Genomic DNA, 24,181 nt, shown 5'->3' on the forward strand with positions numbered 1-24,181 from the left:
GAATGTCAGATTGCATTCGCGAGCAGGCTCGCTCCCACAGGGTTTGCTGCATGGATGGTGATCGTTTTGTCAGCCCTGCTGCTCAGTGCCTGCACCAGCCAGCCACCGCTGCCAGCGGCCAACCCGACACTGCCTCTGCCGCTGCAACTGCACATCGAGCGCGAGCAGGCCGGGCAGCGTCAGGACTGGCTGCTGGTGATCCAGCGCGAAGGCGCCGGCACGCGCTGGTCGATGATGGATCCGCTGGGCATTCCCCAGGCCCGTCAGCAACTGATCGACGGGCACTGGCAGGCCGACGGTCTGCTGCCGCCGAACCCGGAAGCGCGGGAGTTGTTCGCCGCATTGCTGTTCGCTTTGACGCCTTCCGCCGAACTGCTGGGCAATTATCCCGACGCCCGGCAACAGGCCGATCAGCGTTCACTGCCGGCGCGCTGGAACATCCGCTATTCACAACCGTTGAGCTTCCAATTGAATCTGCCCCAAGGCCCGCAATATCGCGTTTCCCAGTTAGGTGAATCGACGCCATGACCGCTTACCTGAATGCCCTCGGCGTGATCTGCGCTTTGGGCCGCGACAAGTCTGAAGTCGCGCGCAATCTGTTTGCCGGCGACTGCTCGGGCATGCGCCGCGAGTCCGGCTGGGTCGCCGAACGTGAACTGCCAGTGGCCGGCGTACACGGTGAATTGGCGCCGATCCCTGCCGAACTGGTCGAGCACAGCAGTCGCAACAATCAGCTGTTGCTGGAAGCCGCGCTGCAGATTCGTGACGACATCGATCGTGCGATCCAGACCTTCGGCCGCGAGCGCATAGGCGTGGTGCTAGGCACCAGCACCTCGGGCATCGACGAGGCCAGCCGGGGTCTGGCGCATTACATCCGCGAACAGCAATTTCCTCCCGAGTACGACTATCGCCAGCAGGAACTCGGCGCCCCGGCGAATTTCCTCGCCGAATGGCTGCAACTGAGCGGCCCCGCCTACGTGATTTCTACCGCTTGCACTTCCAGCGCCCGCGCGCTGATGAGCGCTCAGCGCCTGCTCGATCTGGGCCTGTGCGACGCGGTGCTGTGCGGCGGCGTCGACAGTCTGTGCAAGCTCACGCTGAACGGGTTCTCTTCGCTGGAAGCCGTTTCAGATGAACGCTGCAATCCGTTTTCCGCCAACCGCAACGGCATCAATATCGGCGAGGCAGCGGTACTGTTCGTGATGAGCAAACAGCGCGGCAAGGGCCCGGGAATCGCCCTGCTGGGTGCGGGCGCCAGCTCGGATGCGCACCATATTTCCGCACCGGAGCCGAGCGGTCGCGGCGCTCTGCAAGCGATGCAGAAAGCCCTTGGCCGCGCGCATCTGCAAGCCGGGCAAATCAACTACCTGAACCTGCACGGCACCGCGACCCAGCACAACGACGCGATGGAAAGTCTGGCGGTCGCGGCGCTGTTTCCCCAAGGCGTCGCCTGCTCGTCAACCAAGCCGCTGACCGGCCATACCCTCGGCGCGGCCGGCGCGCTGGAAGCGGCGTTCTGCTGGCTCAGTCTGAGTGCCGAAAACCCTGAACAGGCGTTGCCGCCACACATCTGGGACGGCCAGGCCGATCCCGCGCTGCCGCCACTCAAGTGGGTGACCGCGAGCGAACGCCTGACGTCCATTGCACCGCGCTACCTGATGAGCAACTCGTTTGCCTTCGGCGGCAACAACGTCAGCCTGATTATCGGAGACGCACCATGAGCCACTGGCCGCTCGCCGAACTGCTGCCGCATGCCGGCGACATGATCCTGATCGACGCCATCGAGCGCTTCGATGACGAGCAGATTTTCACTCGCCTGACGGTCAAGTCCGACGGCCTGTTCAACCTGCCCGACGGCAGCCTGCCGGCGTGGGTCGGCGTCGAGCTGATGGCGCAGAGCGTCGCCGCTTTCGCCGGTTGCCACGCCCGGCAAAAAGGCAATCCGCCGGAGCTGGGCTTTCTCCTCGGCACGCGCAAATTCGAGTGCAACGTCGAAGCCTTTGCGCCCGGCAGCGAGCTGACCATCCACGGCCTGCGCTCACTGGAAGACGACAACGGCATGGGCGTATTCGAATGTCACATCCACGGTGACGGCATTCATGCCAGCGCCCGGCTGAACGTGTTCCGTCCGCCGCAAGCCAATCAATATCTGCAACAGACAAAGGAGTCGCACGATGACTGAATCCGTACTGGTCACCGGCTCCAGCCGGGGCATCGGCCGCGCCATTGCCTTGCGTCTGGCGCAGGCCGGGCATGACATCGTCCTGCATTGCCGCAGCGGCATGACTGAAGCCCAAGCGGTGCAGGCAGAAATCGAAGCTCTGGGCCGCCGCGCACGCATCCTGCAATTCGACGTCGCCGACCGCGAAGCCTGCAAAAGCATTCTCGAAGCCGACGTTGAAAACCATGGCGCCTATTACGGCGTGGTGCTCAACGCCGGGCTGACCCGCGACGGCGCGTTTCCGGCGCTGAGCGATGACGATTGGGACGTGGTCCTGCGCACCAACCTCGACGGTTTCTACAACGTTCTGCACCCGGTGATGATGCCGATGATCCGTCGTCGCGCCGCCGGGCGCATCGTCTGCATCACCTCGGTGTCGGGCCTGATCGGCAACCGTGGCCAGGTCAATTACAGCGCCTCGAAGGCCGGAGTAATCGGTGCGGCAAAGGCGTTGGCGATCGAGCTGGGCAAGCGCAAAATTACGGTTAACTGCGTCGCCCCTGGCCTGATCGACACGGCCATGCTCGACGAAAACGTGCCGGTGGAGGAGCTGATGAAAATGATCCCCGCGCAACGCATGGGCACCCCTGAGGAAGTGGCCGCTGCGGTGAATTTCCTGATGTCGGCGGAAGCCTCGTACATCACCCGCCAGGTGCTGGCGGTCAACGGAGGCCTGTGCTGATGAAGCGCGTCGTCGTCACCGGCATGGCCGGCATCACCTCGCTGGGCAGCGACTGGCCGACCATTGCCGGCAATTTCGCGGCCAATCGCAGCGGCATTCGCCGCATGGACGAGTGGGATCGCTTCACTGAGCTGAACACGCGTCTGGCCGGGCCTATCGATGATTTTCTCGTACCGTCGCACTGGACCCGCAAGCAGTTGCGCAGCATGGGCCGGGTTTCGCGACTGGCGGTCGGCGCGGCGGAAAAAGCCTTGGCTGACGCTGGCCTGCTCGGTGACGAATCGATCAAGGACGGGCGCATGGGCGTCGCTTGTGGTTCATCTACCGGTAGCACTGACGAAATCAAAGCGTTCGGCAACATGCTGCTCAACTCGGTGGCCGAGGGCCTGAACGCCAACTCCTATGTGCGGATGATGCCGCACACCACCGCCGCCAATATCAGCATTTTCTTCGGCCTCACCGGGCGCCTGATCCCCACCTCCAGCGCCTGCACCAGCGGCAGCCAGGGCATCGGCTACGCCTACGAAGCAATCAAGTTTGGCCGCCTGCCGTTGATGCTCGCCGGCGGCGCCGAAGAACTCTGCCCGACCGAAGCCATGGTGTTCGACGCGCTCTACGCCACCAGCCTGAAAAACGATGCACCCCAGACCAGCCCTCGCCCGTACGACAAGGGCCGCGACGGTCTGGTGATTGGTGAAGGTGGCGGCATGCTGGTGCTTGAGGAGCTGGAACACGCCCTCGCCCGTGGCGCGCACATTCACGCGGAAATCGTCGGTTTCGGCAGCAACGCCGACGGCCAGCACACCACCCGCCCGGAACAGCTCACGATGCGCCGCGCCATGGAGCTGGCCCTGGAAGATGCCGGCCTCACCCCGGACGCCATCGGCTATGTAAACGGCCACGGCACCGCGACTGAACAGGGCGACATCGCCGAAACGCTGGCCACCAGCAGCCTGTTTGGCGAACACATGCCGATCAGCTCGCAGAAGAGTTTCCTCGGCCACACCCTCGGTGCCTGCGGTGCGCTGGAGTCATGGTTCAGCATCGAGATGCTCAACAGCGACCGTTACGTGCACACCTTCAACCTCGACGAGGTCGACCCGCACTGCGGCAAGCTCGATTACCTGCGCGGCGAGTTTCGTCAGATGCACCACGATTATGTGATGAACAACAACTTCGCTTTCGGTGGCGTCAACACTTCGTTGATCTTCCGCCGCTGGGCATAACCGAATCAATCCAGGTCAAGGAGACCTTCATGCACTTCAACAAACTCGCCGCTGTCACCCTGCTGCTCTGCACCTTGCCAGCGGTCAGTCAGGCCCGCGACACGGCGGTCTACCTGCCGTTCGACAAAGCCGTCGCCGAAGCCACCCGCTCCGGCAAGATCGATGGCAGCGTGAAATTCTATCTGGCCGGCAACACCCCGGCGGGCAAAGTCACCGTGGTCAGCCCCGACGCCGTGACCAACAAGAAAACCAACGCCTTCAACAAGTCCGACGAAGTCGCCTGCGAATGGGTTGCCCAATCGGCAATCATCAGCCTGCACCAGGCCGCGAAAAACGCCGGCGCCAACGCCGTGACCAACATTGTCAGCTTCTACAAGCGCAACGAGCGCAAGGACGCGCAAACCTACGAATGCCACGCCGGCGCGATCATGGCGGGCGTTGCGCTGAAGGGTGATCTGGCGAAGGTTCAGTAAACGCCAGAAATGACAAAGGGCGCCATTCGGCGCCCTTTCACAGACAGGTTGGCTTGTGATCGCCGATTACCTGCCTGGCTCTGCGATGGCTGGTTGCCCAGGATCCTCAGAGTCTCACAAACCCCTTTCGGGAACGCAGGCAGTATTGCTTGAAATGCATTGGCAGACAACGGCTGGCGTTTCGCCTCTCGGCGCCATATCCAGCGCCATCACAGCCCCACCAACAGACTATTGCTGCGGTGTTTACGCAGAACGACAACGGGCCTGACTTTCACCATCTCAGGCACTTCATAGCCTCTGAAATCGCAAATCAGCACGCTGCCCTCCTTGGGCTGCTATCGAAGAGGCATCCGTGGCACTCACTGGAAAAGAGGCGATTTTGCGCAAAAATCGAGCGTTCCCCTAAGGCAGATCCGTAACGGGAAATGTAGCTCTCTGCAATCCCCTCGCTCCCTTGCACCATCTACACTCGCTTAAGCAGGTCCCGGCTCAGTACCTGCCCTCGCAGTTCCCTTTCACCGTCAAAGGAGATGACCATGCAAGTGAAAGCCCTGATGGCCGCTGCGCTTATCGCCCTGCTGCCCAGTGCCAGCAATGCCACCAACCTCATGTACATGCCTTTCGAAACCGTGCTGTCGGACGCCATTCGCGCCGGTCGGCTGGATGGCAGTGTGAAGTTCTACCTGATCGGCAACGGGCCGCAGGGCACTCAGCAGTTGCTGCGCCAAGGGGTGGTCAGTGATTTGAAAACCAACGGTTTCAACAAGAGCGATCAGGCTTCGTGCGAATGGGTGCTGCAGTCGAATCTGATCAAATTGCAGGCTGATGCCAAGCGGGTCGGAGCGAATGCGGTGGTCAATATCGTCAGTTACTACGACCAGCATGTGCGCAAGGATTTGAATACCTACGAGTGCCGCGCAGGAGTTTTTGTTACCCGGGTGGCTTTGAAGGGGGATTTGGTGCGGTTGCCTTGAAGGGCAAAGTCCAAAGATCGCAGCCTTCGGCAGCTCCTACATGGATCGGTGTAGGAGCTGCCGAAGGCTGCGATCTTTTGATTTCAGGTTTTCAGCGGTTCAACCTTTCGCGTAAGCAGTTCGACAAACGCCTTGGCCATCGGTGATTTCTGATCTTTGCGCTGCACCAGCCAAACCGCCGAAATCGCTTCAGGATCGAGCAGCGGGCGGTAGACCACGCCGTCGATGCGCATGCGTTGGTAGGACGCTGGCAGCACCGATACACCCAAGCCCGCCGCCACCAGACCGATGATGGTCATCGCCTCACCAGCCTCTTGAGCGAAGTGCGGGCTGAAGCCAGCATCACGGGCCAGACTCAGCAGTTGTGCGTAGAGCCCGCTGCCATAACTGCGCGGAAAAAACACGAACGGTTCCAGCGCCAGCGCCGAGAGAAACAGGCCTTCGTCGCTGCCTTGGGCCAACGGATGCTTGGAACTGAGCACCGCCACCAATGGCTCGCGCATCAACTCCACAACACTCAGTGAATCCGGCAATCCGAGCGGGCGCATGATGCCCACCTCGATCGACTCGTCCACCAAGGCATCGGCGACCATGGTGCTGCTCATTTCGCGCAGATTCAGATGCACCGCCGGAAAGCGCTGACGAAAGGAAAAAATCGCCTGCGGAATGGTCGAATTGAACGGTGCCGACGAGGTGAAGCCAATCTTCAACTCACCCAGCTCGCCAAGTTGCGCACGGCGGGCGACATCCGCGGCCTTGTCGACTTGTGCCAGCACCAGCCGCGCCTCCTGCAGAAACAACCTGCCCGCCTCGCTCAATTCGACCCGACGATTGGTGCGTTCGAACAAGCGCGCGCCGAGCTGTTGCTCCAGCGCCTGAATCTGTTGGCTCAGTGGTGGCTGGGAGATGCCCAGCACCTGTGCGGCGCGGCCAAAATGCAGTTCTTCGGCGACGGCGATGAAGTAACGCAGATGACGCAGTTCCATAGGATTACCATTAGGTCGCTGAAGCTATCAAACAGGTCGAACAATATATTGGATAGAAACATTAGCCAGCTATATGATTTTTTCATTGCCTGCCCGGCTGTGCTTTCCGAGGTCTGAAGTGAAAACTGCTGTCGCGCCCCTTGCCCACGAAATCCCGCCCGCTGCCGACGACGATGCTCTCGCCGAGCTGCAGGAGATCTACATCGAAAAAGGCACGCCGGCGTTCATGCGCACAGTGCTGGCGCTGTTCTGTGGCGGCTTTGCGACGTTCGCGCTGCTCTATTGCGTGCAACCGATGATGCCGCTGCTGTCCCACGAATACGGGATCAACGCGGCGCAGAGCAGCCTGATCCTTTCGGTGGCGACCGGCATGTTGGCCTTCGGTCTGCTGATCACCGGGCCGATCTCCGACCGCATCGGCCGTAAACCGGTGATGGTCGCCGCACTGTTCGCTGCCGCGTTGTGCACCATCGCCAGTTCGATGATGCCGAGCTGGCACGGCGTATTGATCATGCGCGCGCTGATCGGCCTGTCATTGAGCGGCCTGGCAGCGGTAGCGATGACCTATCTGAGCGAAGAAATCCATCCACAACACATCGGCCTGGCAATGGGTTTGTACATCGGCGGCAACGCGATCGGCGGGATGAGCGGACGCTTGATCACCGGCGTGCTGATCGACTTCGTCAGCTGGCACACGGCGATGCTGGTGATTGGCGGGCTGGCGCTGGTCGCAGCCGCGGTGTTCTGGAAGATACTCCCGGAGTCGCGCAACTTCCGCGCTCGCTCGCTGCACCCGCGCAGCCTGCTCGACGGCTTCACCATGCACTTTCGCGACGCCGGCCTGCCGCTGCTGTTTCTTGAAGCGTTTGTGCTGATGGGCGCGTTTGTCACGCTGTTCAACTACATCGGCTACCGCTTGCTGGCCGCGCCGTACAACCTCGATCAGGTATTTGTCGGATTGCTCTCGGTGGTCTACCTGTCGGGGATCTACAGCTCGGCGAAAATCGGTTCTTTGGCGGACAAGCTGGGGCGACGCAAAGTGCTCTGGGCGACGATTGCGCTGATGTTCGCCGGACTGGCACTGACCATGTTCACCTCGTTGTTACTGGTGATCGTCGGCATGCTGGTGTTCACCTTCGGCTTCTTCGCCGCGCACTCGGTGGCGAGCAGCTGGATCGGCCGGCGCGCGTTGACGGCCAAGGGTCAGGCGTCGTCGCTGTATCTGTTCAGTTATTACGCCGGTTCGAGCATCGCCGGGACGGCGGGCGGGGTGTTCTGGCATCTGGGCGGGTGGAACGGGATCGGGCTGTTTATTGGTGCGTTGTTGCTGATCGCACTGCTGGTGGCACTGAAGCTGGCGAAGCTGCCACCGTTGCAGGGTGTCAAAGCCTGAGATAAAACCCTGTGGGAGCGAGCCTGCTCGCGAATGCATTGTGTCAGGCAACATCAGTGTTGAATGACACACCGCTTTCGCGAGCAGGCTCGCTCCCACAGTTGATTTGGGTACGACATTAGATCGTGCAAAAGAAAACGCCCGGCATTTGGCCGGGCGTTTTTTATTGGGCGCTGATCACTCGTGATACTGCGCCGACAGTTCATGCACCGCACGCAGGAACGCGCCGGCATGTTCTGGATCAACCTCAGGCGTAATGCCGTGGCCAAGGTTGAAAACATGGCCGCTGCCCTTGCCGTAGCTGGCGAGGATGCGCCCGACTTCAGTGCGGATTGCTTCCGGTTTGGCGTAGAGCACGGTCGGGTCCATGTTGCCTTGCAGCGCGACCTTGTCGCCGACACGGGCGCGGGCGTTGCCGATGTCGCAGGTCCAGTCCAGGCCGAGGGCGTCGGCGCCGGCTTCGGCGATGCTTTCCAGCCACAGGCCGCCGTTCTTGGTGAAGAGGATCACCGGCACTTTGCGTCCATCGTTCTCGCGGATCAGGCCGCTGACGATTTTCTTCATGTAGGCGAGGGAGAATTCCTGATACGCCGCCGCCGACAGGTTGCCGCCCCAGGTATCGAAGATCTGCACCGCTTGCGCACCGGCCATGATCTGGCCGTTGAGGTACGAAGTCACCGACTGCGCCAGTTTATCCAGCAGCAGGTGCATGGCTTGCGGATTGTCGTAGAGCATCGCCTTGGTCTTGCGGAAGTCTTTCGACGAGCCGCCTTCGACCATGTAGGTCGCGAGGGTCCAGGGGCTGCCGGAGAAACCGATCAGCGGCACACGTCCGTTCAGCTCGCGACGGATGGTGCTGACCGCGTCCATCACGTAGCCGAGGTCTTTGTGCGGATCCGGGATCGGCAGGGCTTCGATGTCGGCCAGGGTGCTGACAACTTTTTTGAAGCGCGGGCCTTCACCGGTCTCGAAGTACAGGCCCTGGCCCATGGCATCGGGAATGGTGAGGATGTCGGAAAACAGGATCGCCGCGTCCAGTTGCGGGTAGCGGTCGAGCGGTTGCAGGGTGACTTCGCAGGCGAACTCCGGATTCATGCACAGGCTCATGAAGTCGCCGGCATGGGCGCGGCTGGCGCGGTACTCCGGCAGGTAGCGACCGGCCTGGCGCATCATCCACACTGGGGTGACGTCAACGGGTTGCTTGAGCAGGGCGCGGAGGAAACGGTCGTTCTTCAGGGCAGTCATGTCGGCATCCGGAAAAAAAGTGCGGGCATTTTCTCAGAGCGCGAGGCAAAAGGCACGGATGTGGGTCAGCCTTTTGTCTATCGGGTCAATTTGTCGCGCTGGGACACGATTTTCCGCAACACCCTAAAACAACTGTGGGAGCGAGCCTGCTCGCGAAGAGGCCGGCACATCCAACATTGAAGTTGGCTGACAGACCGCTTTCGCGAGCAGGCTCGCTCCCACAGGAGTATTGCGTTTGGCTCAGGCGCCGGGGTTAGACACCCAGATAATCGAGGATCCCTTCAGCCGCATTGCGCCCTTCAAAGATCGCCGTCACCACCAGGTCGGAACCGCGCACCATGTCGCCACCGGCGAAGATTTTCGGGTTGCTGGTCTGGTGCTTGTACTGACCTTGCTCGGGCGCAACAACGCGGCCCTGGCTGTCGGTCTGGATCTCGAACTGTTCGAACCACGGCGCCGGGCTCGGGCGGAAGCCGAAAGCGATAACCACGGCGTCGGCCGGGATGATCTCTTCGGAACCCGGGATCGGCTCAGGGCTGCGACGGCCACGGGCGTCCGGTTCGCCGAGACGGGTCTCGACCACTTTCACGCCTTCAACCTTGTCTTCACCGACGATGGCAATCGGCTGGCGGTTGTAGAGGAATTTCACGCCTTCTTCCTTGGCGTTCTTCACCTCTTTGCGCGAGCCGGGCATGTTCGCTTCGTCGCGACGATAGGCACAGGTCACCGACTTGGCGCCCTGACGGATCGAGGTGCGGTTGCAGTCCATCGCCGTGTCGCCGCCGCCCAGGACCACAACCTTCTTGCCTTTCATGTCGACGAAATCTTCCGGCGACTTTTCAAAGCCCAGGTTGCGATTGACGTTGGCGATCAGGAAATCCAGCGCGTCATAAACGCCCGGCAGATCCTCACCGGCAAAGCCGCCCTTCATGTAGGTGTAGGTGCCCATGCCCATGAACACCGCATCGTACTCGGCGAGCAGTTGTTCCATGGTCACGTCTTTGCCGACTTCGGTGTTGAGACGGAACTCGATGCCCATGCCGGTGAAGACTTCGCGACGATTGCTCAGCACGGTCTTTTCCAGCTTGAACTCGGGGATGCCGAAGGTCAGCAGGCCGCCGATTTCCGGGTTCTTGTCGAACACCACCGGGGTTACGCCGCCACGCACCAGCACGTCGGCACAACCAAGACCCGCCGGGCCTGCGCCGATGATCGCCACGCGTTTGCCGGTCGGTTTGACCTTGGACATGTCCGGGCGCCAGCCCATGGCGAACGCGGTGTCGGTGATGTACTTCTCGACCGAACCGATGGTCACCGCGCCGAAGCCGTCGTTGAGGGTGCAGGCACCCTCGCACAGACGATCCTGCGGGCACACCCGGCCGCAGACTTCCGGCAGGGTGTTGGTCTGGTGCGACAGCTCGGCGGCCTGAAGGATGTTGCCCTCGGCCACCAATTTGAGCCAGTTTGGAATGAAGTTGTGCACCGGGCACTTCCATTCGCAATACGGGTTGCCGCAACCCAGGCAGCGGTGGGCCTGATCGGCCGACTGCTGGGGTTTGAACGGTTCGTAGATTTCAACGAACTCTTTCTTGCGTTGACGCAACAGTTTCTTCTTCGGATCCTTGCGCCCGACATCGATGAACTGGAAGTCGTTATTCAGACGTTCAGCCATTACTAAAACCTCTTACACGACAGCTCCAAGCTACAAGCTTCAAGCTGCAAGAAAATCACATTAGTCCGGTACAACGCGTACTAGCTTCAGCTTGTCGCTTGAAGCTAGTGGCTTGAAGCTGCGTCGTTACTGCGGACTCGCACGAGTACTGGAGAGCAGAGATTTCAGACTCGCTGCCTTCGGTTTGACCAGCCAGAAACGACGCACGTAATCGTCGAGGTTCTCGGCGAGTTCACGACCCCACTCGCTGTCGGTTTCGGCGACGTACTCGTTCAGCACGTTCTGCAGGTGGCTGCGATAGGCTTCCATCGCCTCGCCGCTGATCCGCTGGATTTCCACCAGTTCGTGATTGACCCGGTCAACGAAGGTGTTGTCCTGATCGAGCACGTAGGCGAAACCACCGGTCATGCCAGAACCGAAGTTGTAACCGGTCTTGCCCAGCACGCAGACGAAACCACCGGTCATGTACTCGCAGCAGTGATCGCCAGTGCCTTCCACGACGGTGTGGGCACCGGAGTTGCGCACGGCGAAACGCTCGCCTGCGGTGCCGGCGGCGAACAACTTGCCGCCAGTGGCGCCGTACAGGCAGGTGTTGCCGATGATGGCGCTTTCCTGAGTCTTGTAGACGCTGCCCTTCGGCGGCACGATGGTCAGCTTGCCACCGGTCATGCCTTTGCCGACGTAGTCGTTGGCGTCGCCTTCCAGGTACATGTTCAGACCGCCGGCGTTCCACACGCCGAAGCTCTGACCTGCCGTGCCCTTGAAGCGGAAGGTGATCGGCGCCTTGGCCATGCCCTGGTTGCCGTGCTTGCGCGCGATTTCGCCGGAGATTCGGGCGCCGATCGAACGGTCGCAGTTGCAGATATCCAGCTCGAACTCGGCACCGCTGAGGTCGTTGATCGCCGACGCGGCCAGCTCGACCATCTTCTCCGCCAGCAGACCTTTGTCGAACGGTGGGTTGCGCTCGACGCCGCAGAACTGCGGTTTGTCCGCCGGGATGTGATCGCTGCCCAGCAGCGGCGTCAGGTCCAGGTGATGTTGCTTGGCGGTCTGGCCTTCGAGGATTTCCAGCAGATCGGTGCGACCGATCAGCTCTTCGAGGGAGCGCACGCCCAGTTTGGCCAGCCACTCACGGGTTTCTTCGGCGACGTAGGTGAAGAAATTCACCACCATGTCGACGGTGCCGATGTAGTGATCCTTGCGCAGTTTCTCGTTCTGCGTCGCGACGCCAGTGGCGCAGTTGTTCAGATGGCAGATGCGCAGGTATTTGCAGCCCAGTGCGATCATCGGCGCGGTACCGAAGCCGAAGCTCTCGGCGCCAAGGATCGCGGCTTTGATCACGTCGAGGCCGGTTTTCAGGCCACCGTCGGTCTGCACCCGGACTTTGCCGCGCAGGTCGTTGCCGCGCAAAGTCTGGTGGGTTTCAGCCAAGCCGAGTTCCCACGGTGCGCCTGCGTATTTGATCGAGGTCAGCGGCGAAGCACCGGTGCCACCGTCGTAGCCGGAAATGGTGATCAAGTCGGCATAGGCCTTGGCCACACCGGCGGCGATGGTGCCGACGCCCGCTTCTGCTACCAGCTTCACCGAAACCAGCGCCTGCGGGTTGACCTGCTTCAAGTCAAAGATCAACTGCGACAAATCTTCGATCGAATAGATGTCGTGGTGCGGCGGTGGCGAAATCAGGGTCACGCCCGGCACTGCGTAACGCAGCTTGGCGATCAGCCCGTTGACCTTGCCGCCCGGCAGTTGCCCGCCCTCGCCCGGCTTGGCGCCTTGGGCGACCTTGATCTGCAGCACTTCGGCGTTGACCAGGTATTCCGGAGTTACACCAAAACGGCCAGTCGCAACCTGCTTGATTTTCGAGCTCTTGATGGTGCCGTAACGCGCCGGGTCTTCACCGCCTTCGCCGGAGTTGGAACGCGCGCCGAGGCGGTTCATGGCTTCGGCCAGGGCTTCGTGAGCTTCCGGCGACAGTGCGCCCAGCGAGATACCGGCGGAGTCGAAGCGCTTGAGCACCGACTCCAGCGGCTCGACTTCACTGATGTCCAGCGGCGCGTCGAGGGTCTTGACCTTGAACAGGTCGCGAATCATCGACACCGGACGGTTGTCCACCAGCGAGGTGTATTCCTTGAACTTGGCGTAGTCGCCCTGCTGCACAGCGGCTTGCAGAGTGTTGACCACGTCCGGGTTGTAGGCGTGATATTCGCCACCGTGGACGAACTTCAGCAGACCGCCCTGCTGGATCGGCTTGCGCGGGCTCCAGGCTTCGACGGCGAGGGCTTTCTGCTCGGCTTCGATGTCGACGAAACGCGCACCCTTGATCCGGCTCGGCACACCACGGAAGCTCAGCTCGCAGACTTCTTCAGACAGACCAATGGCCTCGAACAGCTGTGCACCACGGTACGAAGCGATGGTCGAGATACCCATCTTCGACAGGATCTTCAACAGGCCTTTGGTGATGCCCTTGCGGTAGTTCTTGAACACCTCGTAGAGGTCGCCCAGCACTTCACCGGTACGGATCAGGTCGCCCAATACTTCGTAGGCCAGGAACGGATACACCGCCGAGGCGCCGAAACCGATCAGCACGGCGAAGTGGTGCGGATCGCGCGCAGTGGCAGTTTCAACGAGGATGTTGGAATCGCAACGCAGGCCTTTTTCAGTCAGGCGGTGGTGCACGGCACCGGTCGCCAGCGAAGCGTGGATCGGCAGCTTGCCCGGGGCGATATGACGGTCGCTCAGGACGATCTGGGTACGCCCGGCGCGCACGGCTTCTTCAGCCTGATCGGCAACGTTACGGATCGCCGCTTCGAGGCCGAGGCTTTCGTCGTAGTTGAGGTCGATGATCGCCCGTTCGAAACCCGGACGGTCGAGGTTCATCAGCGAGCGCCATTTAGCCGGCGAGATCACTGGCGAGCTGAGGATCACGCGCGAAGCATGTTCCGGCGACTCCTGGAAAATGTTGCGCTCGGCACCGAGGCAGATTTCCAGCGACATCACGATCGCTTCACGCAGCGGGTCGATCGGCGGGTTGGTGACCTGCGCGAACTGCTGGCGGAAATAGTCGTACGGCGTGCGTACACGCTGGGACAGCACCGCCATCGGCGTGTCGTCGCCCATCGAGCCCACGGCTTCGTAGCCTTGCTCGCCGAGCGGGCGCAGCACCTGATCACGCTCCTCGAACGTGACCTGATACATCTTCATGTACTGCTTGAGCTGATCGACGTCGTAGAAAGCCGAACCGTGGTCGTTGTCTTCCATGGTCGCCTGAATGCGCAGGGCATTCTTGCGCAGCCATTGCTTGTACGGATGACGGGATTTCAGACGGTTGTCGATCGCATCGGTATCGAGGATCTGCCCGGTCTCGGTGTCCACGGCGAAGATCTGGCCAGGGCCGACACGACCCTTGGCGAGCACGTCTTCGGGCTGGTAGTTCCACACGCCGATTTCCGAGGCGAGGGTGATGAAACCGTTCTTGGTGGTGACCCAGCGCGCCGGGCGCAGACCGTTACGGTCGAGCAGGCACACCGCGTAGCGACCATCGGTCATCACCACGCCGGCCGGGCCGTCCCACGGCTCCATGTGCATCGAGTTGTACTCGTAGAACGCACGCAGATCCGGGTCCATGGTTTCGACGTTCTGCCACGCTGGCGGAATGATCATGCGCACGCCACGGAACAGGTCGATGCCGCCGGTGACCATCAGTTCGAGCATGTTGTCCATGCTCGATGAGTCGGACCCGACACGGTTGACCAGCGGGCCGAGTTCTTCCAGATCCATCAGATCGTTGGTGAACTTGGTCCGCCGGGCCTGCGCCCAGTTGCGGTTACCGGTGATGGTGTTGATTTCGCCGTTGTGGGCGAGGAAGCGGAACGGCTGCGCCAGTGGCCATTTCGGCAGGGTGTTGGTAGAGAAGCGCTGGTGGAACACGCAGATCGCGGTTTGCAGGCGCTCGTCACTCAGATCCGGATAAAACGCGGCCAGGTCGGCCGGCATCATCAGGCCTTTATAGATGATGGTCTTGTGCGAAAAGCTGCAGATGTAGTGGTCGGTGTCAGCGGCGTTGGCCACCGACGAACGGCGACGGGCGCTGAACAGCTTCACCGCCATGTCCTGATCGCTCAGGCCTTCGCCGCCGATGTAGACCTGTTCGATCTGCGGCAGGCGCTCAAGGGCAAGGCGGCCGAGGACGCTGGTGTCGATCGGCACTTTGCGCCAGCCGATCAGTTGCAGGCCTTCAGCAAGGATCTCGCGGTTCATGTTCTCGCGAGCGGCTTCGGCCTTGGCCGGATCCTGATTGAAGAACACCATGCCCACTGCATATTGCTTGGGCATATCGACGCCGAAGCTTTCCTGGGCAATGGCTCGCAGGAAGGCGTCGGGTTTTTGAATCAGCAGACCGCAACCGTCACCGGTCTTGCCGTCGGCATTAATCCCACCGCGGTGGGTCATGCAGGTCAGGGCCTCGATGGCCGTTTGCAAAAGGGTATGACTGGGCTCGCCCTGCATATGAGCTATCAGGCCGAAACCGCAGTTATCCTTGAATTCATCTGGTTGGTACAGACCTGCTTTCATAGACACTTTCTCACCAGGCTGCCTCTATTCGAGGCAAATTTCTTTTCAATTCAACCACTTGCGTTCCGCGCCGAACGTACGCCGGCTTAGCGGGGGCAAAAGGGTGGTCATTGTACACAGCGACACAGAGGCTCACAAATTTGACGACGAACTGTCGCAAATTCATGTCGCATTTGTGAAAGGTTTAAAGCGATATGCTGTGCTAGTCAAAACTTTTTTAAATTCTGACCGCAACGACTCAAAAACTACTGTGACGCAGACACCACAAGGCACGCATCCTTTTCAGAAAGCGCGCACTTATGGAGATTTTGAGGTGCCGGGAGAGGCGGCCTGGGTAAGGCCGCCGAATCTTCAGCGAGTTGTTGCCAGTTCCTGTTGGACGCTGGCGACAGTGCGAGGCCAAGGTTTACCAGCCTGAACCTTCGCTGGCAAGGCCTTGATGGCAGAAACGGCCGCATCACGATTGGCAAAGTTGCCGTAGGTGATCACGTAAAGCGGCTTGCCGTTGAGGACTTTCTTGAAATAACGGTACTCGCCGCCCTGCTCCTTGACGAAGTTCTGCGCGGCGGTCTCCGAGCTGGTGCCGAGGATCTGCACGACATAGTTGCTGGTCGGCTGACCGGCGTACCAGCTGCCACCGGCAGCCTTGGCCACGGTGACCGGCTTGTCGGCAGGCTTGGCCGGAGTGGGCGCCGGTTTCGCGGCTGGCGCCGGAGTGGCCGGAGCGGGCTTGGCTGTGGCGATCTGCGTCGGTGCCGGGGTTGGTGCCGGTTTGGGGGCAGGGGTCGGAACCGGTGTCGGCGCAGGACCGGCCGGAACGCCAGCAGGCGGCGCGGAGGTGGTTACGGTCGGCGGCGTATCGCTGGAGCCTTCCAGCGGCACGCCGTCGTCGCCTTCGGTGATGCCACCGGCGGCTTCTGCCAGCGGGCCACGCATGACCGGCTGCGAGTTGCCGACCAATGGCAGCGGCATCGGCTGGGTGTTGCCGGCGAATTCGACGGACGGGTTGGCGCCATTCGCTGCGCCCTGACCCAATGGCAGTTGCGCCTGTTCATTGGCCGGAGCACCGGTGGTCGGTGCCTTGCTGCGACCCGGCATCAGCCAGGCGGCGGCAACCGCGACCACAACGACGGCGGAAATCGCCAATACGTGTTTCTTCGGCATGTTGAACCCCATACTTGGACGCTTGACCGCGGAGCGGCTGGCAATCATGACTTCGATCAGTGCATCGCGAGCGACCTGGTTGATGTTGCCCGGCCAGCCCTCGGAGCTTTCGTGAATATCAGAGATCTGATCTGCGGTGAAAAGTTCGACACCCCGGCCCGCGCCTTCCAGCCGCTGGTCGAGATATTCGCGGGTCTCTTCTTCGGTGTACGGCTGCAATTCGATAACGTGGAAACGCTCTTCTTCGAGCTGCAAAGCCTCGAGCTGAGCGATCAGCGACGACTCGCCGAACAGGAACACATGCGGACGACCTTCCGGCGTGCCGGCGCCAAGCGCCATCAACGCTTCCAGCGCGGACTCGTCGAGCTGCTCGGCATCATCCACCAGCAGATACACTTCCTGCCCGGTCAGACCCAGCTGCACCACCTGCTCGAGAATCGCACCGACTTCGGCCTGAGCGACATCCAGCGCCTGCGCCACCTGGCGCAGCACGCCGGCCGCATCACCGGCGCCACGGGCGGAAACCACCACGCTTTGCACCGACTGCTTGTTGGTGCTGGCCACCAGCGCCTGCCGCAGCAGCGTCTTGCCGCTGCCCTGCGGGCCGGTGACCACCAGCAGCAACTGGCTGTAACGCGCCAGGTGATGCAGTTGGCCCAGCACCGGTTTGCGCTGGGCCGGGAAGAACTTGAAGCCCGGCACCCGTGGCGCGAACGGGTCGTGACTTAACTGGAAATGGCCGAGAAACGCCTCGTCGGCATGCAAACTAGTCATCGGAATCGTTTTAACCTTTAAGCTGAGCCAGGGCGCGGTAATCCGCTCCCAGCGTGGCCTGTAGAACCTCTTTCGGATAATCGTCGGTCACTACCGCTTCGCCCATCCGGCGCAGCAGCACCAGGCGCAGACGACCGTCGATCACTTTTTTATCAATTGCCATGTGTTGGAGAAAATCGGCTTCGTGCATCTCTTCAGGCGGAATGACCGGCAGGCCGGCACGCTGGAACAGACGAATGCCGCGATCACGCTCCTGGTCGCTGATCCAGCCCAGACGCGCGGACATTTCCAGCGCCATCACGGTACCCGCCGCCACCGCTTCGCCATGCAGCCAGACACCATAGCCCATGTGGGTTTCGATGGCGTGGCCGAAGGTATGGCCGAGGTTGAGCGTGGCGCGCACGCCGGTTTCCTTTTCATCGGCACCGACCACCGCAGCCTTGGCCGCGCAGGAACGCTCGATCGCATAGGTCAGCGCGGTCTGGTCCAGCGCGCGCAGGGCGTCGACGTTTTCTTCCAGCCAGGTCAGGAACGGCTCATCGCAGATCAGGCCGTACTTGATGACTTCCGCCAGGCCCGCCGACAACTCGCGCTGGGGCAGGGTTTTCAGCGATGCGGTGTCGATCAGCACGACGTTCGGCTGATAGAACGCGCCGACCATGTTCTTGCCCAGCGGATGGTTGATGCCGGTCTTGCCGCCGACTGAGGAATCGACCTGCGACAACAGCGTGGTAGGAATCTGGATGAAATCGACACCGCGCTGATAGCAGGCGGCAGCGAACCCGGCCATGTCGCCGATCACCCCGCCGCCCAAGGCGATCACGGTGGTACGGCGGTCGTGACGGGCGGTCAGCAGACCGTCGAAAATCAGTTGCAGGGTTTCCCAGTTCTTGAAGGCTTCACCGTCGGGCAACACCACCGAGATCACCGAGAACTGAGACAGGCTGCGGGTCAGACGTTCGAGATAGAGCGGCGCGACGGTTTCGTTGGAGATGATTGCCACCTGCCGCCCGTGGATATGCGGCGCCAGCAGTTCCGGCTGATCCAACAGACCTTCGCCAATATGAATCGGGTAGCTGCGCTCGCCTAGATCGACCTTGAGTGTCTGCATGTGTCCCCACAGTGAAGATGGAAGCAGGCGTCCTGCCCTGAAATTATTGGTGTTCTGCGGCCTGTAGCGGTATGACGCCGCTCGCCCGGCATCCGCCACACCCTCGGCGGACGCTGACAAGACGCCGAGGATAGCGCATTTCGGACGATGCTTTAACGGGGCGGCAACTGCGCGAGGCGGTCGAGAATGTCGAGCACCACCATGCGTGGCGGCCGCTCGTCGGTTTCCACCACCAGATCGGCAATTTCCCGATACAGCGGGTCACGGATCTCGAGCAGGTCGCGCAGGGTTTTCGCCGGATCGGCGGTACGCAGCAGCGGCCGATTGCGATCGCGGGAGGTGCGGCCGACCTGTTGCTCGACGGAGGCGTGCAGATACACCACGCGCCCGCCGTCATGCAGGGCCTTGCGATTGGCATCACGCATCACCGCGCCGCCGCCGGTCGCCAGCACCACGCCATCGAACGCGCACAGCTCGGCGATCATCGCCTGCTCACGGTCACGAAAGCCGGGCTCGCCTTCCTTGTCGAAGATCCATGGGATATTGGCACCCGTGCGCAGCTCAATTTCCTTGTCGGAATCCTTGAACGGCAGGCGCAGCTCTTTGGCCAGCAATCGGCCGATGGTGCTTTTGCCAGCACCCATCGGTCCTACAAGTATCAAATTTCGCACAGAATCAACGACTCACAGCAATCGCCTGGTTATTCATGATACGCGGAGTGAGAAATACCAGCAGCTCGGATTTTTTCTCCGAAACCACATCACGCCGGAAAAGGCGGCCAAGATACGGCACATCGCCAAGAAATGGCACCTTATCTACGACCTTGCTTTGAGTATTTGAAAAAACACCGCCGATTACGATGGTCTCGCCGTCATTTACCAGCACTTTGGCGTTGACCTCGTTTTTCTTGATTGGCGGCACATCCTGCACTTTGTTCAGGTAGTCCGGCTCATCCTTTGTGACCTTGACCTCCATGATGATGCGGTTGTCCGGGGTGATCTGCGGAGTAACTTCCAGCGACAGCGAGGCCTCTTTGAACGACACCGAGGTCGCGCCGCTGGAGCTGGCCTCCTGATAGGGAATCTCGGTGCCTTTGAGGATCTTCGCGGTTTCCTTGTCCGAGGTGACCACCTTCGGCTGCGAGACGATTTCGCCGTTGCCGGTCTTTTCCATCGCCGTCAGTTCGAGATCCAGCAGCACGTTGTCGGTGATGAATGCGATTCCGATCCCCGAAGTGTTATTGACCGTGCCCATGTCGACGAACGGCGAGTTGGTGCCGGTGCTGCCCGGCGTACCGATGGTGCTCGACGAACCGTTGACCCCGGAGGCGTTCCAGTTGCCCTTGTTCTGCACTGAACCGCCCCAGCGCACGCCCAGGCTCTTGTCGTAATCGACGTTGGCCTCAACGATGCGCGCCTCGATCATCACCTGGCGCACCGGAATATCCAGCTGCGCGACGATCCGCCGGAGTTCGTCGAGGCGATCCTGGGTCTGGTAGGCAATGATGTTGTTGGTTCGCTCATCGACGGTAATCGAACCGCGCTCGTCGACCTTGGCCTCGGCACTGGTCACCGACTGGAACAGCTTGGCGATGTCCGCCGCCTTGGCGTAATTGACTTGCAGCAGCTCGCGACGCAGGGGCGCCAGCTCGGCGATCTGCTTCTGCGATTCCAGTTCCTGACGCTCGCGAGCGGCAATTTCATCGGCCGGCGCGACCAGCAGCACGTTGCCGATCTTGCGCTTGTCCAGCCCCTTGGTTTTCAGCACCAGATCCAGTGCCTGATCCCACGGCACGTTTTGCAGGCGCAAGGTGATACCGCCCTGCACCGTATCGCTCGCTACCAGATTGAGATTGGTGAAGTCCGCGATCAGTTGCAGTACCGAACGCACGTCGATGTCCTGAAAATTCAGTGACAGCTTGTCGCCGACATAGGCCTGACGGTCGGCGTTGCGCTTTTGCAGGTCGTCGATGCTCATCGGCCGAACGCTCACGGTGAGCTTGTTATCGGTCTGAAACGTTGAGTAGTCGAAGGTGCCGCTGGGCTCGACACTGATCACGGTGCGATCGCCGGTGAGCGCTGCGTTGACGAACTGCACCGGCGTAGCGAAGTCCTTGACATCCAGGCGCACGCGCAGTTTTTCCGGCAATTGCGTGCGGGCGAAGCTGAGGATGATCTTGCCATCGTGCTCCTGAATATCCGGGGCGATGGTCGGATCGGAGAGGTCGATGACCACGTTGCCCTCGCCCTCGGTGCCGCGCTGGAAATCGACGCCGCGGATCGCCCTGCTTCGTTGCGCGGCTGGTCTGGCAGGTGCCGCAGCGGCCGTGGCGGCACGCGGTGCAACGGCAGCCGGGCGCGGCGCAGTCGCGGAAGCGCCCTGACCGACCACCACAAACAGATTATTGCCCTCGACCCGCGTGCTGTACGGCGCCAATTGCGTCAGGCTGACAATCAGCCGCGTGCGATCCTTGGCTTCGGCCACCGTGGCCGTGCGCGCGTTGCCGCTGCCCAGATCAAGATTCCTGTTGGCCAACTGGCTGGTCACGCCCGGCAGATCCAGTGCAATGCGCGCCGGCGACTCGGTTGTGTAGCCCTTGGGCTGTGGTGGCGGGCCGTCGAACGACAGCTTCAGTTCGACGCGGTCACCCGGCAGCGCGGCAACATCCAGCGCTTTCAGACTGGCCGCCATTACCATCGGTGACACCAGCGCTATCCATAGCGAAAAACCGAGGGTGGAGAAAATCCTGTTCATTGTTCGACTTCCACTATGAGTGCTCTTTCAAAGGAATGGTGCGCGGCCGCTCCAGCCAGGCGCCGGCGCCGTCGGGCACGATCTCGACGACATCGACCTGGGTGGCGCTGATGGCGACGATGCGGCCGTCGTTGCGGCCCAGGTAGTCGCCGACCTTCAGGCGATGCACCCCGCCTGCGCCGCGCAACAGCGCAAACGAGCCCGAGGCATTGGCGATCGTGCCGACCATTTCGAACTGCTCGATATTGAATCCTTCAAGATATTGCTTGACCCGGTTGGGGTCGGGTTTGACGTTGCGCGAGCCGTGCTTCTGCCCGGCCAGATCGACCCGCGCCTGCCGTGAAAACGGACTGCGCAGGTTGGCGGCGCTGTATGTGAATGTGGGGTAAGACCGGAATGTCGGCGTTGGTTCAATCTTGCCCGCCGGACGCAGGCGCACTTCGTTGAGGTAAGCGTCGAGGTCGCTGAAATCATCACCGCCACCGCAACCGCTCAACGCCAGCACCACGGGCAGGACGAGATAACGAATCGGGGTCATTTCTCCAGCCCCTTGTCGTTATAGCGGTACGTCTTGGCAAGAATGCTCATGCGCAGCTTCGTCCCGCCCTCGGGATTGGCCGGCGCCAGTTCGAAATCGTGCAGAGTGACAATTCGCGGCAGGCCGGCGACGCCGCTGACGAAGGTCGCGAGGTCGTGATAGGCGCCGGTCACGGTGATCTGGATCGGCAGTTCGATGTAGAACGGCTGGGTCACTTCCGGCAGCAGTTTGATCTCTTCGAATTCCAGGCCGCTGCCCAGACCGGTGCGGGTGATGTCTTCGAGCAGGCCCGGCACTTCGGTGTCGCTGGGCAATTGCCGCAGCAGCACGCCGAAGGTGTTTTCCATTTCCTTCATTTGCTGGGTATACAGCTCAAGGTTCGCCGACAGCCGCGCCTTGCTGGCGAATTGTTCCTTGAGGGTGATTTCTTCTTCGCGCTTGAGGTCGAGCTGATTTTCCATGTCGCTGATGAAGAAGTAATAGCCAAGCGCGAGGATCAACACCATCACCAGCGCACCGCACAGGGTTTTCACGGCCGGCGGCCAGGAACCGATGTTGCTGGTATCGAGGTCGTTGAAATCGATGTTGCGCAGGCTTTGCAGCCACTCGGAGGCGTTCATTGCTCGTCCTCCACAACCTTGGGCTGGGTCTGACGAACGGTCAGCTGGAAGATGTTGGCCTGCTCTACCTGATCGGCGCTGGTGGCCTTGACCTCATTCAGGCTCGGCGCGTCGAACCAGTCGGACGCGTCGAGATTGCGCATCAGCTCGGAGACCCGGTTGTTCGACTCCGCCGCGCCACTGATGGACAAGGTCTTGCCGGCCATTTTCACATCGGTGAAATACACGCCGTCCGGCAACGTGCGCGCCAACTGATCGAAGATTCGCCCGCTGATCTGCCGGTTGCCCTGCAGGTCCTGGATGATGCGCATGCGCTCGACCAGTTGCTGGCGGCGCGCCTTGAGCTCGCTGATCTGCTTGATGCGTTCGTCGACCACGGCGATCTGTTTGCCGATGTAATCGTTGCGCGCCATTTGCCGATCGATGGCTGCGGTGATGATCTGGTCGGCAATCAGCACCGCGCCGATAGAGCCGGCCAGCACGCCGATCAGCACCAGCAGAAAGCGTTTGCGCCGTTCTTCGCGGCGCTCCTCGCGCCAGGGGAGAAGGTTGATCCGCGCCATCAGTCGAAACTCCTGAGCGCGAGCCCGCAGGCAATCATCAAGGCTGGCGCATCACTGGCCAGCGCCCCAGCATTGACCTTGCTGCCTAAAGCCATGTCGGCGAACGGGTTGGCGACCTGCGTCGGCGTGTCCAGACGCTGTTCGATCAGACGGTCCAGGCCGGGCACCGAGGCGGTGCCGCCGGCGAGCAGGATATGGTCGACCGCGTTGTACTGGCCGGAGGCGAAGAAGAACTGCAGCGAGCGCGAGACTTGCTGCACCAGCGCCTCGCGAAATGGCTGCAGGACCTCGCTGACGTAATCGTCAGGCAGCCCGCCCTGTTTTTTCGCCAGGCCTGCCTGTTCGACCGTGAGGCCGTAGCGGCGCTGGATCTCTTCGGTGAGCTGGCGCCCGCCAAACAATTGCTCGCGGGTATAGATGATCTTGCCGTTGTGCAGGACGCTGAGAGTGGTCATGGTCGCGCCAATGTCGACCACCGCCACGGTCAGGCGCTCCTGTGAGGCCGCCAGATGCGTCGCCAGCAGGCCGAACGAGCGCTCCAGCGCGTAGGCCTCGACATCCACCACCCGCGCGGTCAGGCCGGCGAGCGCCAGCGCCGCTTCACGCACCTCGACGTTTTCCTTGCGACAGGCGGCAAGCAGCACGTTGACCCGTTCCGGGTTGCGCGGCGAGACGCCCTGGACTTCAAAGTCGATGGCGACTTCGTCCAGCGGATAGGGAATGTATTGGTCGGCCTCGATCTTGAGCTGGTTTTCCAGTTCGTCGTCGGACAGCCCGGCGTCCATCTCGATGACCTTGGTGATCACCGCCGAACCCGCGACTGCCACCGCCACGCTCTTGACCCCGGTACGCGCCTTGACCAGCAGGCGGCTCAGTGCCTGGCCAACGCCCTCGAGTTCGGCGATGTTCTTTTCGACCACAGCGTTCGCAGGCAACGGCTCCACCGCATAGGCCTCGACCCGGTAGCGCTCGCCCTGACGGCTCAGTTCCAGCAGCTTCACCGACGTGGAGCTGATGTCGATCCCCAGTAACGCATTGGTCTTTTTATTGAAGAGTCCCAGCACTACCAATTCCCTATGACTTTCCGTGAGTTACGGACTCTGTAATACGCATTGCGTTCCTTCACCCCCGTCTTGACAGAAGCGCCAATGACCCCTCCGACGGAAAAGTGCTTATAATGCCCAGCGATTTTCTCCGCTTTTTACTGCCCGCG

The 24,181-nt window shown here is 61.3% G+C and carries 20 protein-coding genes and 1 pseudogene; 8 read left to right on the top strand and 13 right to left on the bottom strand.

Annotation, left to right across the window (positions count from 1 at the left end):
• Positions 1-54 precede the first annotated feature (54 nt).
• From AC0IXA_RS22370 to AC0IXA_RS22395, 6 genes are read left to right on the top strand one after another with little or no spacing between them, the layout of a single operon-like run.
• Positions 55-528 carry a hypothetical protein gene (locus AC0IXA_RS22370; RefSeq protein WP_471814520.1) on the top strand — a complete coding sequence of 158 codons (474 nt, stop codon included), beginning with the start codon at positions 55-57 and terminating at the stop codon, positions 526-528.
• The gene (locus tag AC0IXA_RS22375) at positions 525-1,721 is read left to right on the top strand and encodes a beta-ketoacyl-[acyl-carrier-protein] synthase family protein (protein WP_471814521.1); all 1,197 of its coding nucleotides are present in this window, start codon (positions 525-527) and stop codon (positions 1,719-1,721) included. Before AC0IXA_RS22370 ends, AC0IXA_RS22375 begins: the two co-directional genes overlap by 4 nt.
• Positions 1,718-2,182, top strand: a complete 465-nt coding sequence (locus tag AC0IXA_RS22380) for a hotdog family protein (protein WP_471814522.1) — start codon at positions 1,718-1,720, stop codon at positions 2,180-2,182. The genes AC0IXA_RS22375 and AC0IXA_RS22380 overlap by 4 nt, the downstream gene beginning before the upstream one ends.
• A complete protein-coding gene (fabG, locus tag AC0IXA_RS22385; protein ID WP_471814523.1) occupies positions 2,175-2,903 on the top strand; it encodes a 3-oxoacyl-ACP reductase FabG in 729 nt (242 codons plus the stop codon). The genes AC0IXA_RS22380 and fabG overlap by 8 nt, the downstream gene beginning before the upstream one ends.
• Entirely contained in the window at positions 2,903-4,129 is a 1,227-nt protein-coding gene (locus tag AC0IXA_RS22390; protein ID WP_073471608.1) for a beta-ketoacyl-ACP synthase, read from the top strand. Before fabG ends, AC0IXA_RS22390 begins: the two co-directional genes overlap by 1 nt.
• Positions 4,130-4,158: 29 nt before the next feature.
• Positions 4,159-4,602 (top strand): excinuclease, encoded by a 444-nt coding sequence (locus AC0IXA_RS22395; protein WP_400556175.1) that lies wholly within the window; start codon positions 4,159-4,161, stop codon positions 4,600-4,602.
• Between the two features lie 218 nt (positions 4,603-4,820).
• Here the strand turns inward: AC0IXA_RS22395 and AC0IXA_RS22400 are convergent.
• Positions 4,821-4,919 (bottom strand): annotated as a pseudogene (locus AC0IXA_RS22400) (type II toxin-antitoxin system PemK/MazF family toxin); the annotation flags it as partial.
• 219 nt (positions 4,920-5,138) lie between these two features.
• On the opposite strand from AC0IXA_RS22400, the gene AC0IXA_RS22405 reads away from it, so the two are divergent.
• Positions 5,139-5,576, top strand: coding sequence for an excinuclease (locus AC0IXA_RS22405; protein ID WP_130899548.1), 438 nt, complete (start codon positions 5,139-5,141; stop codon positions 5,574-5,576).
• An 83-nt stretch (positions 5,577-5,659) separates the two neighbouring features.
• Here AC0IXA_RS22405 and AC0IXA_RS22410 read toward each other — a convergent pair whose 3' ends face one another.
• Entirely contained in the window at positions 5,660-6,562 is a 903-nt protein-coding gene (locus AC0IXA_RS22410) for a LysR family transcriptional regulator (RefSeq protein WP_471814524.1), read from the bottom strand.
• A 118-nt stretch (positions 6,563-6,680) separates the two neighbouring features.
• Between AC0IXA_RS22410 and AC0IXA_RS22415 the strand changes: the two genes are divergently transcribed.
• Positions 6,681-7,955, top strand: a complete 1,275-nt coding sequence (locus tag AC0IXA_RS22415) for an MFS transporter (protein WP_252868658.1) — start codon at positions 6,681-6,683, stop codon at positions 7,953-7,955.
• Positions 7,956-8,132: 177 nt separating this feature from the next.
• Here AC0IXA_RS22415 and hemE read toward each other — a convergent pair whose 3' ends face one another.
• The 11 genes from hemE to AC0IXA_RS22470 all read right to left on the bottom strand — a co-directional run bounded on the left by hemE (position 8,133) and on the right by AC0IXA_RS22470 (position 24,032).
• Entirely contained in the window at positions 8,133-9,200 is a 1,068-nt protein-coding gene (gene hemE, locus AC0IXA_RS22420; RefSeq protein WP_016772044.1) for a uroporphyrinogen decarboxylase, read from the bottom strand.
• A gap of 253 nt (positions 9,201-9,453) precedes the next feature.
• Complete coding sequence (locus AC0IXA_RS22425; RefSeq protein WP_007909438.1) at positions 9,454-10,872, bottom strand: FAD-dependent oxidoreductase; 1,419 nt, start codon at positions 10,870-10,872, stop codon at positions 9,454-9,456.
• A 126-nt stretch (positions 10,873-10,998) separates the two neighbouring features.
• A complete protein-coding gene (gltB, locus tag AC0IXA_RS22430; RefSeq protein WP_471814525.1) occupies positions 10,999-15,444 on the bottom strand; it encodes a glutamate synthase large subunit in 4,446 nt (1,481 codons plus the stop codon).
• A 351-nt stretch (positions 15,445-15,795) separates the two neighbouring features.
• Positions 15,796-17,382, bottom strand: coding sequence for an AAA family ATPase (locus AC0IXA_RS22435; protein ID WP_471814526.1), 1,587 nt, complete (start codon positions 17,380-17,382; stop codon positions 15,796-15,798).
• A 10-nt stretch (positions 17,383-17,392) separates the two neighbouring features.
• The gene (aroB, locus tag AC0IXA_RS22440) at positions 17,393-18,493 is read right to left on the bottom strand and encodes a 3-dehydroquinate synthase (protein WP_471814527.1); all 1,101 of its coding nucleotides are present in this window, start codon (positions 18,491-18,493) and stop codon (positions 17,393-17,395) included.
• Positions 18,494-18,645: 152 nt separating this feature from the next.
• Entirely contained in the window at positions 18,646-19,164 is a 519-nt protein-coding gene (aroK, locus tag AC0IXA_RS22445; protein ID WP_281881604.1) for a shikimate kinase AroK, read from the bottom strand.
• Positions 19,165-19,168: 4 nt separating this feature from the next.
• Positions 19,169-21,247 (bottom strand): type IV pilus secretin PilQ, encoded by a 2,079-nt coding sequence (gene pilQ, locus AC0IXA_RS22450; protein WP_122611068.1) that lies wholly within the window; start codon positions 21,245-21,247, stop codon positions 19,169-19,171.
• A 13-nt stretch (positions 21,248-21,260) separates the two neighbouring features.
• Positions 21,261-21,785 (bottom strand): pilus assembly protein PilP, encoded by a 525-nt coding sequence (locus tag AC0IXA_RS22455; RefSeq protein ID WP_471814528.1) that lies wholly within the window; start codon positions 21,783-21,785, stop codon positions 21,261-21,263.
• The gene (pilO, locus tag AC0IXA_RS22460; RefSeq protein WP_071174143.1) at positions 21,782-22,405 is read right to left on the bottom strand and encodes a type 4a pilus biogenesis protein PilO; all 624 of its coding nucleotides are present in this window, start codon (positions 22,403-22,405) and stop codon (positions 21,782-21,784) included. Before pilO ends, AC0IXA_RS22455 begins: the two co-directional genes overlap by 4 nt.
• Positions 22,402-22,968 (bottom strand): PilN domain-containing protein, encoded by a 567-nt coding sequence (locus AC0IXA_RS22465; protein ID WP_217864584.1) that lies wholly within the window; start codon positions 22,966-22,968, stop codon positions 22,402-22,404. Before AC0IXA_RS22465 ends, pilO begins: the two co-directional genes overlap by 4 nt.
• Positions 22,968-24,032: a pilus assembly protein PilM gene (locus AC0IXA_RS22470; RefSeq protein WP_024011266.1), complete on the bottom strand. Its 1,065-nt coding sequence runs from the start codon at positions 24,030-24,032 to the stop codon at positions 22,968-22,970. The genes AC0IXA_RS22465 and AC0IXA_RS22470 overlap by 1 nt, the downstream gene beginning before the upstream one ends.
• Positions 24,033-24,181 lie beyond the last annotated feature (149 nt).

The sequence above is a fragment of the Pseudomonas sp. AC083 genome, assembly GCF_979253165.1.